At 73.9% G+C, this 19,452-nt stretch carries 18 protein-coding genes; 10 read left to right on the top strand and 8 right to left on the bottom strand.

Annotated features, from left to right (window positions below):
• The first annotated feature begins 29 nt into the window (after positions 1–29).
• Positions 30–422, top strand: coding sequence for a DUF3224 domain-containing protein (locus AC2A1K_RS31155; protein WP_483900235.1), 393 nt, complete (start codon positions 30–32; stop codon positions 420–422).
• The gene (locus tag AC2A1K_RS31160) at positions 422–940 is read left to right on the top strand and encodes an OsmC family protein (protein WP_483900236.1); all 519 of its coding nucleotides are present in this window, start codon (positions 422–424) and stop codon (positions 938–940) included. The genes AC2A1K_RS31155 and AC2A1K_RS31160 overlap by 1 nt, the downstream gene beginning before the upstream one ends.
• On the opposite strand, the gene AC2A1K_RS31165 is transcribed toward AC2A1K_RS31160, so the two are convergent.
• Positions 907–4,356, bottom strand: coding sequence for an indolepyruvate ferredoxin oxidoreductase family protein (locus tag AC2A1K_RS31165; RefSeq protein ID WP_483900252.1), 3,450 nt, complete (start codon positions 4,354–4,356; stop codon positions 907–909). The two genes, AC2A1K_RS31160 and AC2A1K_RS31165, sit on opposite strands and share 34 nt — an antisense overlap.
• Before the next feature lie 286 nt (positions 4,357–4,642).
• Between AC2A1K_RS31165 and AC2A1K_RS31170 the strand changes: the two genes are divergently transcribed.
• From AC2A1K_RS31170 to AC2A1K_RS31185, 4 genes are all read left to right on the top strand, one after another.
• Entirely contained in the window at positions 4,643–5,122 is a 480-nt protein-coding gene (locus AC2A1K_RS31170) for an Lrp/AsnC family transcriptional regulator (RefSeq protein WP_483900237.1), read from the top strand.
• Positions 5,119–5,397 carry a hypothetical protein gene (locus AC2A1K_RS31175; RefSeq protein WP_483900238.1) on the top strand — a complete coding sequence of 93 codons (279 nt, stop codon included), beginning with the start codon at positions 5,119–5,121 and terminating at the stop codon, positions 5,395–5,397. Before AC2A1K_RS31170 ends, AC2A1K_RS31175 begins: the two co-directional genes overlap by 4 nt.
• Positions 5,387–6,190, top strand: coding sequence for a thioesterase family protein (locus tag AC2A1K_RS31180; protein WP_483900239.1), 804 nt, complete (start codon positions 5,387–5,389; stop codon positions 6,188–6,190). The genes AC2A1K_RS31175 and AC2A1K_RS31180 overlap by 11 nt, the downstream gene beginning before the upstream one ends.
• A 487-nt stretch (positions 6,191–6,677) precedes the next feature.
• Positions 6,678–6,890 (top strand): hypothetical protein, encoded by a 213-nt coding sequence (locus tag AC2A1K_RS31185; protein WP_483900240.1) that lies wholly within the window; start codon positions 6,678–6,680, stop codon positions 6,888–6,890.
• Here AC2A1K_RS31185 and AC2A1K_RS31190 read toward each other — a convergent pair.
• Genes AC2A1K_RS31190 through AC2A1K_RS31205 form a run of 4 tightly spaced genes read right to left on the bottom strand, consistent with a single transcriptional unit; the run spans position 6,878 to position 8,965 of the window.
• Positions 6,878–7,390: a class I SAM-dependent methyltransferase gene (locus AC2A1K_RS31190; protein ID WP_483900241.1), complete on the bottom strand. Its 513-nt coding sequence runs from the start codon at positions 7,388–7,390 to the stop codon at positions 6,878–6,880. The two genes, AC2A1K_RS31185 and AC2A1K_RS31190, sit on opposite strands and share 13 nt — an antisense overlap.
• On the bottom strand, positions 7,387–8,133 hold the full coding sequence (locus AC2A1K_RS31195; protein ID WP_483900242.1) for an SDR family oxidoreductase: 747 nt from the start codon (positions 8,131–8,133) through the stop codon (positions 7,387–7,389). Before AC2A1K_RS31195 ends, AC2A1K_RS31190 begins: the two co-directional genes overlap by 4 nt.
• The gene (locus tag AC2A1K_RS31200) at positions 8,130–8,633 is read right to left on the bottom strand and encodes an SRPBCC family protein (RefSeq protein ID WP_483900243.1); all 504 of its coding nucleotides are present in this window, start codon (positions 8,631–8,633) and stop codon (positions 8,130–8,132) included. Before AC2A1K_RS31200 ends, AC2A1K_RS31195 begins: the two co-directional genes overlap by 4 nt.
• Positions 8,630–8,965, bottom strand: a complete 336-nt coding sequence (locus tag AC2A1K_RS31205) for an ArsR/SmtB family transcription factor (RefSeq protein ID WP_483900244.1) — start codon at positions 8,963–8,965, stop codon at positions 8,630–8,632. The genes AC2A1K_RS31200 and AC2A1K_RS31205 overlap by 4 nt, the downstream gene beginning before the upstream one ends.
• Positions 8,966–9,053: 88 nt before the next feature.
• On the opposite strand from AC2A1K_RS31205, the gene AC2A1K_RS31210 reads away from it, so the two are divergent.
• Positions 9,054–10,025: a phosphotriesterase family protein gene (locus AC2A1K_RS31210; RefSeq protein ID WP_483900245.1), complete on the top strand. Its 972-nt coding sequence runs from the start codon at positions 9,054–9,056 to the stop codon at positions 10,023–10,025.
• Positions 10,022–11,542: a class I adenylate-forming enzyme family protein gene (locus AC2A1K_RS31215; RefSeq protein WP_483900246.1), complete on the top strand. Its 1,521-nt coding sequence runs from the start codon at positions 10,022–10,024 to the stop codon at positions 11,540–11,542. Before AC2A1K_RS31210 ends, AC2A1K_RS31215 begins: the two co-directional genes overlap by 4 nt.
• 41 nt (positions 11,543–11,583) lie before the next feature.
• Here the strand turns inward: AC2A1K_RS31215 and AC2A1K_RS31220 are convergent, their stop codons facing one another.
• Genes AC2A1K_RS31220 through AC2A1K_RS31230 form a run of 3 tightly spaced genes read right to left on the bottom strand, consistent with a single transcriptional unit; the run spans position 11,584 to position 14,460 of the window.
• The gene (locus AC2A1K_RS31220; RefSeq protein WP_483900247.1) at positions 11,584–12,225 is read right to left on the bottom strand and encodes a LutC/YkgG family protein; all 642 of its coding nucleotides are present in this window, start codon (positions 12,223–12,225) and stop codon (positions 11,584–11,586) included.
• Positions 12,212–13,663, bottom strand: coding sequence for a LutB/LldF family L-lactate oxidation iron-sulfur protein (locus tag AC2A1K_RS31225; protein ID WP_483900253.1), 1,452 nt, complete (start codon positions 13,661–13,663; stop codon positions 12,212–12,214). The genes AC2A1K_RS31220 and AC2A1K_RS31225 overlap by 14 nt, the downstream gene beginning before the upstream one ends.
• Before the next feature lie 50 nt (positions 13,664–13,713).
• Positions 13,714–14,460 (bottom strand): (Fe-S)-binding protein, encoded by a 747-nt coding sequence (locus AC2A1K_RS31230; RefSeq protein WP_483900248.1) that lies wholly within the window; start codon positions 14,458–14,460, stop codon positions 13,714–13,716.
• Positions 14,461–14,840: 380 nt separating this feature from the next.
• Here AC2A1K_RS31230 and AC2A1K_RS31235 point away from each other — a divergent pair, with 380 nt between their 5' ends.
• Positions 14,841–17,489: a helix-turn-helix transcriptional regulator gene (locus AC2A1K_RS31235; RefSeq protein WP_483900249.1), complete on the top strand. Its 2,649-nt coding sequence runs from the start codon at positions 14,841–14,843 to the stop codon at positions 17,487–17,489.
• Positions 17,490–17,707: 218 nt separating this feature from the next.
• Positions 17,708–19,452 (top strand): beta strand repeat-containing protein (locus tag AC2A1K_RS31240; RefSeq protein WP_483900250.1); only part of this gene is annotated, 1,745 nt, incomplete at its 3' end.

Genomic DNA, 19,452 nt, shown 5'->3' on the forward strand with positions numbered 1-19,452 from the left:
TGTCAGCCTTCACCGGTGAGGATGACGGGGTGACCCACCTCGAGAGCCCGTTCACGATCGACCTCTGGGCGCCCGCCGAGGGCGACGCCCTCGCCGAGCCCGAGGGCCGGGGCCCGGCGACCGGCCGGGCCCAGGTCCGCAAGACCTACTCGGGACCGCTCGTGGGCACCTCGGTGACCGAGCTGCTGACCACCCAGGGCGAGGCCGGCGCCGCCTACCTCGCGCAGGAGCGCGTGGTCGGCGAGCTCGAGGGCCGCGCGGGCAGCTTCGTCCTGCAGCACGGCGCCTCCGGCGGGGACGGTCAGGAGATGCGTCGGTGGGCGTTCGTCGTCGCCGGCTCCGGCACCGGCGGGCTGACCGGGCTGACGGGCACCGGCGTCATCGCCCACGAGCTGCTGACCCTCGACTACGAGCTGCCCTGATGGCCTTCACCACCGACCCCGACGGCACCCACCGCTACGCCGCGACCTGCACGTGGTCGGGCTCGACCGGTGCGGGCTACGACGGTTACGAGCGCGCGCATCGGGTCCAGGCGCCACCCGCATCGGAGACCCTGGAGCTCTCCAACGATCCGGCGATGGGCGGCGACGCGAGCCGGCTCGACCCCGAGCAGCTGGTGCTCGCGGCGGCGGCGTCGTGCCAGCTGCTGTCGTTCCTCGCCATCGCCGCCCGCGCCCGCATCGACGTCACCGAGTACCGCGACGACGCCGAGGCGACGATGTCGCACGACGACGGCCCGGTGCGGATCGCGGCGATCGTGCTCCGCCCGCGGATCACCGTGGCGCCGGGCCCGAGCGTCCCGCGCGTGGAGCGCCTGGTGCACCTCGCCCACCAGGAGTGCTACGTCGCGAACAGCCTCGCCACCCCGGTGGCCGTGGAGCCGATGGTCACCTTCATGTCAGCCGATCAGGGCAGCAGCTCCGCCAGGCGGGCACGGTAGCGGGCGACGTTGCCGAGCTTGATGTCCTCGTAGCCGCGCACCATGTCGGGCAGGCCGGCGATCTCGACGGCGCGGTCGGTGTCGTCGAGGTCGAGAAGCGCCGGCACCAGCGCCCGGTACTCGCCCACCAGCTCCCGCTCGACGCGACGCACCTCGGCGACGCCGAACGGATCGAGGCGGGTGCCGCGCAGGTGGCGCATGGCACGCAGCGTGCGGTAGCCCGGGCGGAACCAGCGGCCCAGCGTGATCTTGCGCTGCATGCCCATGGCACGCAGGACCGGCGGGTGCAGCTTCCAGGCGTACGTCGCGCCGTCACCGAACTGCGCGCGCACCGAGGCCTCGAGCGCCGGATCGAGCGAAAGGCGCGCGACCTCGTACTCGTCCTTGTACGCCATCAGCTTGTACAGCCCGGTCGCGATCGCCTCGGCGAGCCGCGGGTCGGCGTCGACGCACCCCCGCACGACGTCGGCGTACTCCCGCGCGTACGACGCGTCCTGGTAGGCCACGAGCTCCGGGACCCGGATGCCGACGAGGCGCTCCAGCTCGCTCCCGGCCGGCGCCCCGACCGACGCCACGATCTCGGCGGCCTCGGCGGCACCGCGCGCGGTGAGGCCGGGGATCCCGGTGTCGGGTCCGGTGCCGGTCACGAGCGCGACCACCATCGCGAACGCGTCCGGGTCGGCGACCGACTGGCGCCCGCGGCGGAAGGCCTGCAGGTTCTTCTCCACCGCGGCGCCGTTGAGGGTGAACGCCTCCTCGACCGCCGAGGCCGGCAGCGGCAGCGCGCCGGCCTGGAACGCGGCGCCGAGCAGGATCGTCAGCGCGAACTGATCGTCGCCGAACAGCGCGTCGGCCAGCGCCCGGGCGTCGACGACCACCCCGACGTCGCGGCGGACCCGCTCGGTGATGCGCGCGAGCACCGCGTCGGGGTCGGGGAACGAGACCGTCGGGTCGACGACCATCGCGCCGGTCGGGACCTTCGCCGACGAGATCGCGGCGACCGTGCGCCACGACGCGCAGGTGGCGAGGTTCGACGGCTCGGCGGCGACGAGCAGGTCGGCGCCGAGGTAGAGGTCGCACTCGCCCTCGGCGGCCCGGCCGGCGGCCTCCGTGGCGCCGCGGCTGATCTTGATGTCGGAGATCACCGCGCCGCCCTTCTGGGCCAGCCCGGTCTGGTCGAGGCCGCGCACATGACGCCCGGCGACCAGCGCGGCCGTGGCGAGGACCTGCGACACCGTGGTCACGCCGGTGCCGCCGATGCCCGCGAGCCGGACCGTGAACTCCCGGTCGTCGACGACCGCCGGCGGCGTCGGCGCCATGTCGGCGTCGAGCGGCTCGAGCCCGCGCGGCGCGGCCGCGGTGCCGGGCTCCACGGTAAGGAACGCCGGGCAGTCGCCGTCGAGGCAGGAGTAGTCCTTGTTGCAGGACGCCTGGTGGATGCGGGTCTTGCGGCCGAACTCGGTGTCCACCGGGGTCACCGACAGGCAGTTCGACGTCTGCCCGCAGTCGCCGCAGCCCTCGCAGACGCGCTCGTTGATCATCACGCGCGTGCTCGGGTCGGGCAGCAGGCCGCGCTTGCGCTTGCGGCGCTTCTGGGCCGCGCACTCCTGGTCGTGGATGAGCACCGTGACGCCGGGGGTGTCGGCGAGGACGCGCTGGGCCTCCTCGTACCGGGAGCGGTCCCACACCTCGACACCCTTCGCGAGGCGCGCGCCCTTGTACCGCGAGCGGTCCTCGGTGGTGACGATGATCCGCGTGACGCCCTCGGCGGCCAGCGACCGCGTGAGCGCCGGCATCGGCAGGGCCCCGACGGCGTCCTGTCCACCGGTCATCGCGGCGGCACCGTTGTGCAGCAGGCGGAACGTCAGGTGCGCGCCGGCCGCGACGGCCGCGCGGACGGCCAGCGAGCCCGAGTGGTGGAAGGTGCCGTCGCCCATGTTCTGAACGAAGTGGTCGGCCTCGACGAACGGCGCCATGCCCAGCCAGTGCGCGCCCTCGCCCCCCATCTGGGTCAGGCCGGTGACCTCGCCGACCTGCTCCTCGGGCATGAGCAGCACCATCGTGTGGCAGCCGATGCCGGCGCCGACCAGGGAGCCCTGCGGGATCGCGGTGGTCGACGTGTTGTGCGGGCAGCCCGAGCAGTAGAACGGCGAGCGCTTCGCGCCGTCGACGGGCGTCAGCGACAGGTCGATACGGCTTCTCTGACCGGCCTGGCGCGCCTTCTCGTCGCGCCAGGCGCGCACCGACGGCACGTCGCCGTGGGCGAGCAGGCGCTCGCCGAGACGGCGCGCGACGACGTCGGGGTCGAGGTCGCCCGCCTCGGGGAACATGGGGGCGCCCGTCAGGCCGCGCTTGCCGAACACGCGCGGCGCGTCCGACCGGCCGTAGAGCAGCTCCTTGATCTGGGTCTCGAGGAACGCCCGCTTCTCCTCGACGACGACGATCTCGTCGAGGCCCTCGGCGAACTCCTCGACGATGCCGGGCTCCAGCGGCCAGGGCATGCCGACGCGCAGCAGGCGCACGCCGTGTCGCTCGAGGCTCTCGTCGTCGAGACCCAGCGTGGCGAGGGCCTGGCGCAGGTCGAGCCAGCTCTTGCCGGCGGCCACGACGCCGACCCGGGCCGGGCCGTCGCCGACGATCGTGTTCAGGCGGTTCGCTGCCGCGTAGCGCTGCGCGATGACGAGGCGGGCGCGGTAGAGGTCGCGCTCGATCGGGCCGAGTGCGGGCTGGAGCAGCGTCGCCGACGGGGTGTGCACGTAGGGGCGCCCGTCGATGGTCGTGTCCGGGACGACCGGGACCAGGCGGTCGGGGTCGACGTCGACGGTGCCCGACCCGTCGGCGACCGCCGTGACCATCTTCAGCGCGGTCCACAGCCCGCTCGCCCGCGAGAGCGCGACGGCGTGGCGACCGAGGTCGAGGACGTCCTGGGAGTCCGCCGGGTAGAGCACGGGCACCGCCATGTCGGCGAGCGCGGCCTCGGAGGCGCAGGGCACGCTCGACGACTTCGCCGCCGGGTCGTCGCCGACGAACGCCACCGCGCCGCCGCGGGGGTGGGTGCCGGTGAGGTTCGCGTGGCGCAGGGCGTCCGTGGCGCGGTCGAGGCCTGGCGCCTTGCCGTACCAGTAGCCGACGACCCCGTCCCGCGTCAGGCCGCCGGTGGCCGCGGCGAGCTGCGTGCCCTCGACGGCCGTCAGGGCGATCTCCTCGTTGAGCCCCGCCGCGAAGACCACGTCGTGCTCGGCGAGCAGGTCGCGGTGCCGCGCGAGCTCGAGGTCGTAGCCGGCGAGCGGGGAGCCCTCGTAGCCCGAGATGTAGCCGCCGGTCCGCAGGCCGCCGGCGAGGTCGGCGCGGTGCTGGTCGAGGGGGAGGCGGACCAGCGCCTGCACACCGGTGAGGTGGATGCGCCCGCGGGTCATCGCGTAGCGGTCACGCAGCGACACCGGACGGCGCGGCTCCCTGTCGTCGGAGCCGCCGGACGGGACGTCGAAGGCGGGGGGACGGACGTCGACGGTCATGGCGGACCTCCTGGGTGGTCCGGCACGCGGGCGCGGGGTGGGTCCCCGGTGCCGGGCCACACGTCGTGGCGGTGACGCAGAAGGTAGGGAGTTACTTGCCAGTGGTCTATCCTTGTGTTCGCTAACTGAGCCATTGGTCCAGTATCGGCGCCCCTCAACTGATCCGCTTCGGCCATTGGACGAGCCCATGGACCTCGACGACCTCGACCGGGCGCTGCTGCTCGCACTCCTCGAACGGCCCAGGGTCGGGCTGCGCGAGCACGCGCGGGCGCTGGGCATCGCCCGCGGCACCGCGCAGGCCCGCTTCCTGCGTCTCCAGGAGCGCGGGGTGATCGTCGGCTTCGAGCCGCGGGTCGACCCCGAGGCGCTCGGGTACGACGTGCACGCGTTCGTCACCCTGCACATCACGCAGGGACGGCTCGACGCGGTGGCCGAGCACCTCGCGACGATCCCCGAGGTCGTGGAGGCCCACAGCATCACCGGCGACGGCGACCTCTGGGCCCGGGTGGTCGCCCGGACCAACGCGCACCTGGAGCAGGTGGTCCAGGGGATCATCGGCACCCCCGGGGTGGAGCGCACGCGCACGGAGATCGCTCTCACCGAGCGGGTCGCTCACCGCGTCCTGCCGCTCGTGCGCGCCCTGCCCCGCAGGCGTCGGGGCGCTTGACCCGAACCGCCCTCGAGGTCACCGGGCGCCGATCGTGGACGAGCAGCTCGTCGACGTCGGGTTCGGCGCGAGCATGCCGGTGCCGCTGCCACCGCGCGACGGCGCCGTCGTCGACCAGGCCGGCCTCGCCGTTCACCGGCCAGCTCGTGGTGATGCGGCTCGCGCCCGGGGTGAGCCGGCGTCTGGTCCGCCCGACCCCGCTCGACGTCGAGCTGGACGACGAGGAGTCGGCGGCCCTGCGCGCGTGGTGGTCTACTCAGGACCATGATCGGTGAGCTCGCGCTCGACAGCGCCGCCGAGCGGGTCGGCGACGGTGTCCACGAGATCGTGCTGTCCGACCGCTGGGGACTGCTGGACGGCCGGCTCAACGGCGGCTACCAGCTGAGCGTGGCGCTGCGCGCGCTCGCGACGGAGATCCCGCTGCCCGACCCGGTCGTCGCGTCCGCGTCGTACCTCCGCCCCGCGTGGCCCGGGCCGGCGCGGGTGCTGACCTCCGTCGTCCGGACCGGACGCCGGCTGGCGACCGGGACCTCGCGGATCGTGCAGGGCGGCCCGGACGGTGAGGAACGGGAAGTGCTGCGGCTCGAGGCCACCTTCGCCGACCTGGCCGCCTCGCCCGCCGATCCCGTTGACCGCACCACGGCGCCGCCGCTGCCGCCGTTCGAGGAGTGCCGGACCTTCGGGGGGCCGGAGGCTCCGCCGGACGGCGCCTCCGTGGGACAGCGGATCCGGTACGGCGTGCGTGAGCTGCCCGGCTGGGTGCGCGGCGAGCCGTCCGGCGACCCCACCGCCGAGTTCTGGTTCGCCTTCGCCGACGGCTCGGACGCGACGCTGACCGACCTGGCGTTCGTCGTGGACGGCGCGGCGCCGGTGGTGCTCGAGGTGGGGCGCGGTTCGAGCACGGCGCAGCTCACCGTGCACCTGCGCGAGCACCCCGCACCCGGTCCGCTGCGCTGCCGCACGGTGAGCAACCACCTCGCCCACGGCCTGCACGACGAGGACGTCGAGGTCTGGGACTCGCGGGGCGTGCTCGTCGCGCAGTCACGCCAGCTGGCGCTCCTCCTCTGAGGACCGGTGACGATGCCCGTCGGATGTGAGGGGTCCCGTCACCGCGAGCAGCGGCGACGCACGTGGTGTCGTCAGCGTGGCGGCCACGCCGACGGCGAAGGTCAGCACGTCCCCCGCGATCAAGGAGTCGGCCGAGGCTCGCCGACCTGCGGCGCTCGGCGAGCTCGCCGAACGAGCGTGTGTCGATACGGGCACCGGGTGCGATGGCTCCGCGCCTACCCGACACGCCGAGCTCCGACACGCCCGGCTCCGACACGCCCATGGCCTCGGTCGAGCGCGTGGCGTTACGGACACTCGACGTCAGCGACGCCACGCCGCTGACACGGTGCGGAGCAGTCGGCTACCTCCAGTAGAGGACACGGGCGGCAGGGACGCGATTTTCGCCCACCCGGGGTGATTGGGCCGTTCGTGCGCGGGATACTCGCCGACGTCCGGCGGTGTCGCCGGTCACACCGACCGACAGCTCGACCCTCTGCAGGAGGCTCCCGTGTCCGCTCCGTCCACCGGCCCCGACCTGCGCCCGGCGGCGCTCGACGACACCGCGCTCGGCGAGCTCCACCGCCTCGAGGAGCGCCTCGGCACCCCGGTCGTCGCGTACGAGGCCGCGAGCCCCTACGCGGAACTGAGCGCCGACCAGCTCGCCGAGATCCAGCGCACCGAGTCCGCCCTCGGCGTGCGCCTGCTGGCCTACCGGTCCTGACCGCCGGACGCGGCGCGGACGTGCAGCAGCCGTATCCCGCGCCGCGTCGGCGTCGTGATCTCGGGCGCGAACCCGCCCGCGACGAGATGGTCGCGGAGCCGGTCGACGACGTCCGTGCGCGGTGCCGCACCACCGTCGGAGCCGTAGACGAGATGCAGCACCCCGGCGGGGCGCAACGCCGTCGCGAGCACCGCCAGCTCCGCGCGCGCCGGATCCGTCCAGAACACGTTGACGTTGATCGCCAACGCGAGGTCGAACGCGCCGGGCTCCGGTCGGAACGCGGCGAGCGGGGTCGTGAGCACCTCACCCGCGCCGAGCCGGGCGGCGGTGGCGGCAACGGCGACGGCGGACCGGTCGATGCCCGCGTAGTGACCCCGCGGCAGCCGGTCGAGGAGCAGCGCGGCGGCCACGCCGCGCCCACACCCCACCTCGAGCACCCGAGCGTCCGGAGGCGGGTCGACCAGGTCGACCGCCGCCGAGAGCCGGGGCGGCACCCTCACGAGCCGACCGGCACCGTGCGGCCCCCGCGCCGCGCGAGGTCGGGGTCGGCGAGCAGCGCGCACACCGCCCGGCCCGGAGCCTCGACGTCGTCCACCCCGGGCGGGAGATCGTCGCCGAGGGCCGCGACGATCGCCTCGGTGGCCGTGAACCCCGGCGAGAGGCACAGGGCCGTCGCTCCGTGCGGGGCGAGGTCGGCGTGCACCGAGCGCGCCAGGCGCGCGATTCCCGTCATCGCGAGGTCGTAGACGGCGTGCCCGCCGAGCACCTCGTCAGCGGAGTCCGACGCGTACCCCGTGAGCACGAGCAGACCCCGCCGCGCGATCACCAGCGACGCCGTGGCGCGCGCGGTGTCGTAGTGGCTGCGCAGGCCCACGTCGATCATGTTCGCCCAGTGTGCCGGGTCGAGCTCCCAGAACGGCGCCGGCGCGAACGGGAGCGCGTTGCCGTCGAAGGCGTTCGCCACCACGAGGTCGAGCCCGCCGTGCGCGTCCCGGATCGCGGCGACGACGGGCTCGAGCACCGACGGCCCGGAAGCGTGGTCGACGACGTGCGGCACCCCGTGTCCGCCGCGGGCGTCGACCTGCTCGGCGGTGTCCTCGACCGTGCCCGGCAGCGTCGAGCGCCGGCGCGTTCGCGACTCCCGGTCGGTGACGTGCACCGTCGCCCCGGTGTCGGCCAGCGCCAGCGCCACCCCGCGGCCGACGCCCCGCGCGGCCCCGGTGACCAGAGCGACCGTGCTCATGCCGGGTCCGTCGCCGCGTACCGGGGCGCCAGGGCCTCCCACGCCGCCAGGAACGCCGGCCCCGAGCAGCCCTCGGAGCGGACGTTCCCGCCGGCGAGGTGCACGTCGAGGTTGTCGAGGTGCACGTGCCACCCGGCGCCGTACCGCACGACGTCGACGGTGATCCGCGTGTGGTCGAGACGCAGGAGCGTGCCGGTGCCGTCGGGATCGAGGCGCAGCGTGAGCTCGGACGCCGACTCGCCGGTGTAGTCCCAGGTCAGGCGCATCTCGTGCGGCGGGTCCCACCCGACGACCGTGCAGGTCGCGGTCTCGGCGACGTTCATGCACAGCACGAAACGGCCGTCGGGGCCCGGCGCGCCGGACTCGACCGGCGCCAGCCAGTCGCCGAGCCGCGCGGGGTCGGTGAGCGCGCTCCACACCCGCTCGACGGGCGCGGCCAGACGGCGCTCGAGATGAACGACGCCGGTGGCGCTGTCGACGAGACCCCGGAGGTCGGTCACGACGGACTCCTGTCGTCATCGGTGGGATCGAGGTGGCGCTCGAGCGCATCCAGACGCCCCGTCCAGAAGCGCGCCTGGCGCGCGGCCCAGCCGGCGAGGTCGTCGAGCGGGCCGGGTTCGAGCCGGTACACGCGGCGCTGGGCGTCGACCGAGCTGGTGACCACCCCGGCCTCGCGCAGCGCCTTGAGGTGCTTGGACGCGGTCGGCTGACGGATGCCGAAGAGCTCGGCCGCGAGCGCCGAGAGCTCGCCGGCGGTCGCCTCACCCCGGTCGGCGAGGCGCTCGACCATCGAGCGCCGCACCGGGTCGGCCACCGCCTGGAACACGTCCACCCGAGCAACTTTGCCATCAAGCTATATAGCCGACAAGCGAACAACTAGAGTGCTCTGGGTCACAGGCGACGAGGCGGAGGTTCCGGCGATGCCCACGGTGGAGACGGTGCGGGGTCCGGTGGACGTCGACGATCTCGGCACGACCCTGATGCACGAGCACGTGTTCGTCCTGAGCCCGGACGTCATGCAGAACCACGGCGACGAGTACTGGGACGAGGAGGTCCGGGTCGCCGACGCCATCGACAAGCTGCGTCGCCTGCGCGACCTCGGGGTCCACACGATCGTCGACCCCACCGTCATCGGGCTCGGTCGCGACGTCCCGCGCGTCGCCCGGATCAACGCCCGGGTCGACCTCAACATCGTCGTCGCCACCGGGCTCTACACGTTCGACGAGATCCCGCACTTCCTGCACTATCGCGGCCCGGGCACCGTGCTCGGCGGCGACGAGCCCATGACCGAGATGTTCCTCAAGGACATCCGCGAGGGCATCGGCGGCACCGGCATCAAGGCGGCGTTCCTCAAGGGCGTCGTCGAGGAGCGCGGCCTGACGCCCGACCAGACCCGCATCCAGCACGCCATCGCGGACGCCCACGTGGAGACCGGCGTGCCGATCACCGTGCACACCAACGCCGCGCACCGGACCGGGCGGCTCGCGCTCGACCTCTACGAGAAGGCGGGCGTCGACCTCACGAAGGTGGTCATCGGCCACGCGGGCGACAGCAACGACCTCGACTACCTCCGCGAGATCGCCGACCGCGGCGCCACGATCGGCGCCGACCGATTCGGCATCGACGTCTTCAACCCCACCGACCAGCGCGTCGCCACCATCGCCGCGCTCTGCGCGCAGGGCTATGCCGAGAAGATCGTGCTGGCCCACGACGCGTCCTGCTACATCGACTTCTTCTCCGGCGCCCACCAGGCGATCAAGGAGCAGATGCTGCCGAACTGGCACTTCGAGCACATCCACAACGACGTGCTGCCCGCGCTGCGCGCGCAGGGCGTCACCGACGAGCAGATCACCACGATGCTGGTGGACAACCCGCGGCGGTACTTCTCGTGAGCCCCACCCCGCTCGATCGCGGCCCCGCGCCGTTCGACCTCTCCGGCATCACCCGCGGCCGCGACGGGATCGCGCGCTACGACCACCTCGCGCCGTCGGTGGTCGCGATGGTGCGCGCGTCGGTGGAGCGCCACCCCGACGTCGAGGCGCTCGTCGAGGTCGGGGGCGAGCGGGTCACCTACGCCGAGCTCTGGGACCGGGCGGCCCGGGTCGCCGGCGGCCTGGTCGGCGGCGGGGTCCGGCGCGGCGACCGGGTGGCCTCGCTGCTGCCCGCCGGGCTCGAGTGGGTGGTCGGCTTCCTCGGCACGCTGCTCGCCGGGGCCGTCGCGGTGCCCGTCAACACCCGCTTCGCCGCACCGGAGGTGTCCTACGTCCTGGAGGACAGCGCCGCGGCGGCGGTGCTCCGGCCCGGCGAGGCGCTGCCGACGGGCCATCCCGAGGCCCTCGACGACCTCGTCCCCGGCGACCTGGCCGCGATCTTCTACACGAGCGGCACCACCGGCCGTCCCAAGGGCGCGCGGACCACCCACGGCAACTTCCTGTCCAACGTCGAGACCGCGATCCGCGTCATCGGGATCGACCGGTCCGTCGGTCCGACGTCGCGCAACCTCGTGTCGGTGCCGCTGTTCCACGTCACCGGGTGCAACTCGCAGCTGCTCGTCCAGCTCGCCCTCGGCGGGACGACGGTGGTGCTCCCGGTGTTCGACGGCGCCACGTTCGTCCGCACGATCGTCGACGAGCGCATCGACACGCTCGTCAGCGTCCCGGCGATCTACGGCCTGACGCTGGCCCGCGACGACCTCGGCGCCGATCTCTCGCACGTGCAGCGGATCTCCTATGGCGGCGCTCCGATCGCGCCCGCGCTGGTCCGGCGGCTCATGGAGCGGATGCCGCAAGCCCGGTTGGGCAACGGGTTCGGGCTCACCGAGACCTCGTCGATCGCGACGTTCCTGCCCCACGAGTGGGCCGCGGAGAACGCGGACTCGGTGGGGTTCGCGGCGCCGGTCGTGGACCTCGCGCTCGCCGACGTCGACGACGCCGGCGTCGGCGAGCTGCTGATCCGGGGCCCGAACGTGGTCGACGGCTACTGGGCGGCGCCGGACGCGACCGCGCGGACCTTCGTCGACGGCTGGTTGCACAGCGGCGACCTCGCGCGCGTCGACGACGGCATCGTGCGGGTCGTCGACCGGGCCAAGGACGTCATCAACCGGGGCGGGGAGAACGTCTACTCGGTGGAGGTCGAGAACGCGTTGGCCAGCGCGCCCGGCGTGGCCGACGCGGCGGTCGTCGGGGTCCCGGACGACGTCATGGGCGAGAAGGTCGGCGCGGTGCTGGTCGGGTCGGACATCGACGTCGACACGGTGCTCACCTACCTCGACACGCAGGTCGCCGACTTCAAGGTCCCGCAGTACGTGGTCGTCTCGGCCGACCCGCTGCCCCGCAACCCGGGCGGCAAGTTGCTCAAGCGGACCCTGCGCGAGGGTACCGACTGGGGCCCGCCGGTCCGGGGCCGCTGACGTATGTGAGCACTTTCCCGGCCTACAGGCCGGGAAAGTGCTCACATAGGGCCGACCAGGACGACGTCGAGGCGCCGGGGGCCGTGGACGCCCTCGACGCGGTCGAGCTCGATGTCGCTGGTCGCCGACGGACCGGAGACGAAGGTCAGCGGCCCGTTCGGGTCCAGGCGGGCGAGCGCCTCGGGCACCGACGACACCACGGCGTCCGCGCGCAGCACGCAGACGTGGTGGTCGGGGACGAGGCTGATCGCGCGGCGCCCCTGGTCCGGGGCGAGAGCGTCGAGGACGAAGGTGCCGGTGTCCGCGATCGCCACCGCCCCGCCGGTGACGACGGCGTCGGTCGCGTCCAGGTCGGCCACCGACAGCGGCGGGTCGTCGGTGCGCATCTCGCCGTCGTACGACGACATCCAGCCGGCGGGGAGCCCGGCGGGCACGACCACCGACCTCGCCCCGGCGTCGCGCAGCACCGCCGCCACCGCACCGGCGACCTCGTCCTCGGTGCTCACCCGGTGCACCGTGGCCCGGTAGTCGGTCAGCGTCTCGTCGAGCCGCTCGACGGCGTCGGCGCTCCCGGGCGCGAAGACCCCGTGGTGGCGGTAGTCCCGCGGCACGTCCGGCGGCGTCGCGCCGCCGGCGTCGCGCGCCGCCCGGAGCCGGGCGAGCACCTCGTCACGCGCGGCCACGGCGCTCCCACCACTCCCGGAAGGTCGCGGCGGGCGGCGCCGGCATGTCCCGCGCCCCGAACCATGCCGACGCGCCCGGCCCCGGCACCGACCGGATGCGCCCCGACCGACCGAGCAGCCGGCCCAGCTTCACGGCCCGCTCGACCAGGGAGAACCGCCCCGGCGATGCCATCGCGGCCGCCGCCGCGCGCATCGCCAGGTCCTGCGCGCTCGGCCGCCCGTGCGCCTCGACCGCCGCCGCGCGCTGCTGCACGAGCAGGTGCGGGATGTCGATGCGCACCGGGCACGCGTCGAAGCACGCCCCGCACAGCGACGACGCGTAGGGCAGCGACGCGTTGACGTCGTCGGGACCGTCGATGCCCGTGAGCTGCGGCGAGAGCACCGCGCCGATCGGGCCCGGGTACACCGACCCGTAGGCGTGCCCGCCGGCGCGCTCGTAGACCGGGCAGACGTTGAGGCACGCCGAGCAGCGGATGCAGTGCAGCGCCTGGCGCCCGTCCGGCGAGGCCAGCACGTTCGACCGACCGTTGTCGAGCAGCACCAGGTGGAACGCCTGCGGCCCGTCGCCCGGCGTGACCCCGCTCCACGTCGACGTGTACGGGTTCATCCGCTCGCCGGTGGAGCTGCGCGGTAGCAGCTGCAGGAACACCTCGAGGTCCGACCACGTCGGCACGATCTTCTCGACGCCCATGACGGTGATCAGGGTGTCGGGCAGCGTCAGGCACATCCGCCCGTTGCCCTCGGACTCGACCACCGAGAGCGTCCCGGTGTCGGCGACGGCGAAGTTGACCCCGGAGACGCCGACCCTCGCCGAGAGGAACTTGCGCCGCAGGTGCGCGCGGGCGGCCATCGCGAGCCTCCGCGGCTCGTCGGTCAGCGAGGGGTCCACGCCGGGCATCTCGCGCAGGAAGATGTCGCGGATCTCCGAGCGGTTCCGGTGGATCGCGGGGACGAGGAAGTGCGACGGCTTGTCGTCGGAGAGCTGGACGATCAGCTCGGCGAGGTCGGTCTCGAGCGCTGCGATCCCCACCGCGCCGAGGGCCTCGTTCAGCCCCGTCTCCTGCGTCGCCATCGACTTGACCTTGACGACCTCGTCCGACCCGGTCTCCCGCACGAGGTCGACGACGATCCGGTTCGCCTCCTCGGCGTCGCGCGCCCAGTGCACGACGCCGCCCCGCGCGGTCACCGACGCCTCGAGCTGCTCGAGGAGCTCAGGCAGCCGCGCCATCACGTCGGCCTTGAGGCACTCGCCGGCGCGGCGCAGCTCCTCCCAATCGTCGACCTCGCCGACGACGGCGGCGCGCTTGGCCCGGATCGTGCGGGTCGCATGCCCGAGGTTCTGGCGCAGCTGGGTGTCGGTCAACGCCCGCCGCGCGGCGACGGGGAACGTCTCGGTGCCGCGCAGGTGGTGGTGGGGGTCCGACGCGACGGTCGGCATGCCCAACGCGGTGGTCCGGCTCCTCTGCGCTGCGCGTCCCGGCTCGACGGTCACGCGGGCGCTCCCTCGGTGGTCGACGCCAGGATCTCCGCGAGGTGCACCGTGCGCACGCCCGAGCGCAGCCGCGAGAGCCCGCCGCCGATGTGCATGAGGCACGACGTGTCCCCCGCGGTGCACACCTCGGCGTGGGTCGAGAGCACGTTCGCCATCTTGTCCGCGAGCATCGCCGTCGACGTGTCCGCGTTCTTCACCGCGAGCGTCCCGCCGAACCCGCAGCAAACCTCGGCGTCGGGCAGCTCGGTCAGGATCAGGCCCCGGACCTCCCGCAACAGCCGCAGCGGCTTGTCGCCGACGCGCAGCATCCGCAACGAATGGCACGTCGGGTGGTACGTGACGCGGTGCGGGTAGTAGGCGCCGACGTCGGTGACGCCGAGGACGTCGACCAGCAGCTCGGAGAGCTCGTAGGTCCGAGTCGCCAGATCCTCCGCCGCCTGCGCGAGCTTCTCGTCGCCGCCGCGGCGGGCGACCATCGCGTGCTGGTGGCGCACGCAGCCCACGCACGAGCCGGAGGGGGCGACGACGACGTCCGCGACGCCCGAGAACACGTCGACGTGGTGGCGCACGAGCGGGAGCGCGAGGTCGAGGTAGCCGGTGTTGACGTGCATCTGCCCGCAGCACGTCTGGTCCGCAGGGAACACGACCTCGTGCCCGAGGCGCTCGAGCAGCTCGACCGTGGCCCGTGGCGCCTGCGGGAACATCGCGTCGCCGAGGCACGTGGCGACGAGGGCGATCCTCACGGAGCTCCTCGGAGGGTGGTGGTGGTCCGAGCAGTGTCCCCCGACCGGACCCGCGGCCGCAGGATCGGGGACTCCCGCAGTACCTGTAACCCCCGGTTACCTGCATTGCGCAGCCCTGACTACGCAAAGCCTGCCGTAGTGCTATCGGACGAGCGGCGGGATGACCACACTGCTCGGGCAAGCGATCAAGAAGTCGTCCGCTGCGGCATGCGCGGACGACGGCACACCGGACGACCAGGGGCGATGGCCCGACATCCGTAGGACGACGTAACGAGGCGCCGAACCATTCCGGAAACAGGGACTCAGGACGACACTGGGTCGTCCCATCGGCAGGGAGGCGACATGGACACGTCCTCCCTGCGGACGCCCGGGGTGGTCCGGTGAACAGCGACGAGCAGGAGTGGCCGCTCGCGGGTCGCGGTGACGCCCTGAAGACGGTGAGCCGCATCGCCGTGCGCCACGAGCGCGCGGGGATTCTCGCGATCGGTCCGCCGGGGGTGGGGCGCACGCGCTTCGCCCGGGCGGCCCTGGTCGGCGTCGGCTCGACCGGGCCCGGCGACGGCCACCCGGACGGCCCGTCCTGGCACCCGGTCTGGGTCGTGGCCTCCCGTGCGACGACCCGGATCCCGCTCGGTGCGCTGAGCCACCTGCTGCCGGACCACGACCCCGGCGACGGGAGCCCCGGGTGGCTCCTGCACGAGGCCCGACAGGTGCTGCTGCGCGCCAAGGGGACGGCGCGGCTCCTGCTGGGTGTCGACGACGTGCACCTGCTCGACGAGACGACCGCGGTCCTGCTCCACCAGCTCGCATCCTCCGGTGACGCCTTCCTCGTCCTGAGCGCGCCCACCGGCGTGTCGGTGCCGGAACCGGTGTTCGCGCTCTGGAAGGAGTCGCTGGTCGAACGGATCGACCTTCCCGAGCTCACCCGCGAGGAGGCCGACGACCTCGTGGTCACGGTGCTGGGCGGTCACGTCGACGCCGCGACGCTGCACCGGCTCTGGTCCCTCTCGCTGGGCAACCCGCTGTTCCTGCGGGAGCTGGTGCGCGGCGCGCGGGCCAGCGGGGCGCTGAAGCCCACCGGCCGCGTGTGGCACACCAACGGGACGATCCCGGTGTCCGCACGGCTCGCGGAGATCATGCAACAGCGCACCGACGGCTCGGCACCGCTCGAGCAGCGCCTCATGCGCCTGCTCGCGTTCGGCCAACCGCTCGGCGGCGACCTGGCGGCGGAGCTCACCTCGTCGGAGACGGTCGCAGCCCTGGAGGAGCGCGGGATCATCACCTCGCGCCGCACGGGCCGACGGGTGGAGGTCGCGCTGGCGCACCCGCTGCACACGGAGGTCCTGAGACACGCCGCGACGGCGTTCCAGGAGCGCCAGACCTACCAGTACCTGGCGGACGCGCTGGAGGCCCGAGGTGTCCGCCGGGAGGAGGACCGCTGGCGTCTCCTGGACTGGCGCACCGGCCAGGGGGCCGCGATCCCGTCCGAGGAGCTGCTCGCGGCGGCCGCCGGGGCGGTCGGCACCAACCCGCTGCTCGCCGAGCGGCTGCTGCGGGAGGCCGCGGCCACCGGCGACCCGGCGGCGCGCCTCCAGCACGCCCGGGTCCTGATCCGGCTGGGCCACACCGGCGAGGCGGAGGAGACGCTCGCCCCGCTGTGCCGCGACGCGACCGTGTCCGGCGAGATCGCGGTCGCCGCCGCCCTGGCCCGCGCCTACAACCAGTACTGGGGGCACCGGGACGTCGGCGACGTACAGGAGATGATCGCGGCGGCCACCGGCCGCGCCGACCTTCCCGACGGCGAGGACAGCACGGTTCTCCGGGCGTTCGGGCTCCTGCTCGCCGGTCGGCACCTCGAGGCGGCCGAGGCGGTGGCACCCGCCCTCGCCGAGCCGGTCGGTGTCGCACCTCCGATCGGCGCGCTCACGATCGCCGCGACCGCGGCGCTGCGGGCGAACCGGCCCGACCAGGCCCGCCGTTACGCCGAGCAGGGCCTCGAGAGCAAGGCCGAGGACCCGACCGGCGGCTGGATGCTGATCGAGCTGACCTGCGCACGGTGGTACGCCGATCTCAGCGAGGGTCGGCTCGACGACGCCGAGGCCGTAGCCCTGCAGACACACGCCCGGTCGATCGTCGACGAGCAACGCACCGTCACCGCTCTCAGCGCGACGTGGGTCGGCATCGCGACCGCCCGGCGGGGCTACATGAACACGGCGACCCGCTGGCTGCTGGAGGCCGCGGCCGGCGTCCCCTCGGAGCAGTTCGTGTTCACCGTGCCGCTGGTCAGCGAGCTCGCCGTCGCGGTCGCCTCGGTGGGTAAAGCCGCGCGGGCGAGGTCGGTGTTCGAGGAGGCCGGCGACCTCGCCCTCGACGGTCCGATTCCCGGCTGGGCAGGCCCGGCCCAGGTCTGGCTGGCCGGTGTGGTCGGGCAGACGACCGAAGCCGAGCGGATCGCGCTCGAGACGGCGGACGGGCGCACGGCGCTCGGACTCCGGCTGCGCGCCCTGCACACCGCGGTCCGCCTGGGCATCACCGGCGCCGTCACCGACTGTCTGGAGACCCTCGCCAAGGACTCGACCAATCCGATGGCCCTGCTCTACGCCGACCACGCCCGTGCCCTCGCGGGCGGGGACGGCGAGGCGCTCGACGACGTCGCCGACCGGCTCGCGGACAGCGGTCTGCTCCTCGAGGCCGCCGACGCGGCCGCCCAGGCCGCCGTTGCCTACCGCGCAGCCGGGGCCGGCGGCTCGGCCGGCGGCTCGGCCTCGCGCGCCCGGGCGTGGGCGGAGAAGTGCGAGGGCGCCTCGACGCCCGCCCTCGAGCAGCTCGAAGGCGTCGCGGACCTCACCCGCCGCGAGATGGAGATCGCGTCGCTCGCCGCCTCCGGTCTGACGAGCAAGGCGATCGCGAGCCAGCTCGTGGTCAGCGTGCGCACGGTCGACAACACGCTGCGCATGGTCTACGCGAAGCTCGGGGTGTCCGGGCGAGGCGACCTCGCGCAGGTCAGCGGCATCCGCACCTCCCGCTGAGATGAGCAGGGCGTTGCCGCATCCGCCGAGTAGGGCAATGCGGCCCTGCACCGCGAGTTGAGTACCGCAGTACTCATGACCCCTCTCCCCCGAGTGCCCAAGCTCTCAGGTGTCACCAGCGGCCCGGACCGGCTCCCCCCTCGGGGGTCGTGTGCGCCACCGACCAGCGCCGACGCGCTGCGCGGGGTCTGCGGCCCGACACGACGAGAGGAACAGACATGACGGAGACCGTGGGCGGCGGGGTCAATCAGGCCAACACCGGCGGTGCCGGCGGCGTCAACCAGGCCAACACCGGCGGCGCCGGCGGGGTCAACCAGGCCAACACCGGCGGCACCGGGGTCAACCAGGCCAACGCGGCCATCGATGCAGGGATCAACCAGGCCAACACCGGGCTCGCCCCGGACCTGGCCGGCTACACCTGCCCGATCCACACCGTGTACTCGATGTGCCCCGGTACCTGCGAGAACAAGCAGGAGTGGGACGCCGAGCACGGCGGCGGCGTGAACCAGGCCAACACCGGCGGCCAGAGTGGCGTGAACCAGGCCAACACCGGTGAGGGTGGCGGGGTCAACCAGGCCAACACCGGCGGCATCGGTGGCGTCAACCAGGCCAACACCGGCAGCGCCGGCGGCGTCAACCAGGCCAACACCGGCGGCGGCACTGGCGTGAACCAGGCCAACACCGGCAGCGCCGGCGGCGTCAACCAGGCCAACACCGGCGGCGGCGTGAACCAGGCCAACACCGGTGCCAGCGGCGGCGGGGTCAACCAGGCCAACACGGGTGGGGCCGGCGGCGGCGTCAACCAGGCCAACACCGGCGGCGGCGCCGGCGGGGTCAACCAGGCCAACACCGGTGCCAGTGGCGGCGGGGTCAACCAGGCCAACACCGGCGGCACCGGTGGCGTCAACCAGGCCAACACCGGTGCCGGTGGCGGTGGGGTCAACCAGGCCAACACGGGTGGCGGCGCTGGCGTGAACCAGGCCAACACCGCCGGCCAGAGTGGCGTGAACCAGGCCAACACCGGCGGCCAGGGCGGGGTCAACCAGGCCAACACCGGCGGCCAGGGCGGGGTCAACCAGGCCAACACCGGCGGCGGCGCCGGCGGGGTCAACCAGGCCAACACGGGTGGGGCCGGCGGCGTGAACCAGGCCAACACCGGTGCCGGTGGCGGCGGGGTCAACCAGGCCAACACGGGTGGGGCCGGCGGCGGGGTCAACCAAGCCAACACGGGTGGGGCCGGCGGCGGGGTCAACCAGGCCAACACCGGCGGCACCGGTGGCGTCAACCAGGCCAACACGGGTGGCGGCGCTGGCGTGAACCAGGCCAACACGGGTGGGGCCGGCGGGGTCAACCAGGCCAACACCGGCGGCACCGGTGGCGTGAACCAGGCCAACACCGGTGCCGGTGGCGGCGGGGTCAACCAGGCCAACACCGGCGGCACCGGTGGCGTCAACCAGGCCAACACCGGCGGCACCGGTGGCGTGAACCAGGCCAACACCGGCGGCACCGGTGGCGTCAACCAGGCCAACACCGGCGGCACCGGTGGCGTGAACCAGGCCAACACCGGTGCCGGTGGCGGCGGGGTCAACCAGGCCAACACCGGCAGCACCGGCGGCGGGGTCAACCAGGCCAACACCGGCGGCGGCGCCGGGGTCAACCAGGCCAACACCGGCAGCACCGGCGGCGGGGTCAACCAGGCCAACACCGGCGGCGGCACTGGCGTGAACCAGGCCAACACCGGCAGCGCCGGCGGGGTCAACCAGGCCAACACCGGCAGCACCGGCGGGGTCAACCAGGCCAACACCGGCAGCGCCGGCGGGGTCAACCAGGCCAACACCGGCAGCACCGGCGGCGGGGTCAACCAGGCCAACACCGGCAGCACCGGCGGCGGGGTCAACCAGGCCAACACCGGCAGCACCGGCGGCGGGGTCAACCAGGCCAACACCGGCAGCTCCGGCGGCGG

The sequence above is a fragment of the Actinomycetospora sp. 2LY8.5 genome (assembly GCF_057180585.1).

Excerpts from the sequence above, each read along its gene's own strand:
- AC2A1K_RS31160 (WP_483900236.1), top strand. The coding sequence starts at position 422 with ATGGCCTTCACCACCGACCCCGACGGCACCCACCGCTACGCCGCGACC.
- AC2A1K_RS31165 (WP_483900252.1), bottom strand. The coding sequence starts at position 4,356 with ATGACCCGCGGGCGCATCCACCTCACCGGTGTGCAGGCGCTGGTCCGC.
- AC2A1K_RS31170 (WP_483900237.1), top strand. The coding sequence starts at position 4,643 with ATGGACCTCGACGACCTCGACCGGGCGCTGCTGCTCGCACTCCTCGAA.
- AC2A1K_RS31180 (WP_483900239.1), top strand. The coding sequence starts at position 5,387 with ATGATCGGTGAGCTCGCGCTCGACAGCGCCGCCGAGCGGGTCGGCGAC.
- AC2A1K_RS31195 (WP_483900242.1), bottom strand. The coding sequence starts at position 8,133 with ATGAGCACGGTCGCTCTGGTCACCGGGGCCGCGCGGGGCGTCGGCCGC.
- AC2A1K_RS31210 (WP_483900245.1), top strand. The coding sequence starts at position 9,054 with ATGCCCACGGTGGAGACGGTGCGGGGTCCGGTGGACGTCGACGATCTC.
- AC2A1K_RS31225 (WP_483900253.1), bottom strand. The coding sequence starts at position 13,663 with ATGCCGACCGTCGCGTCGGACCCCCACCACCACCTGCGCGGCACCGAG.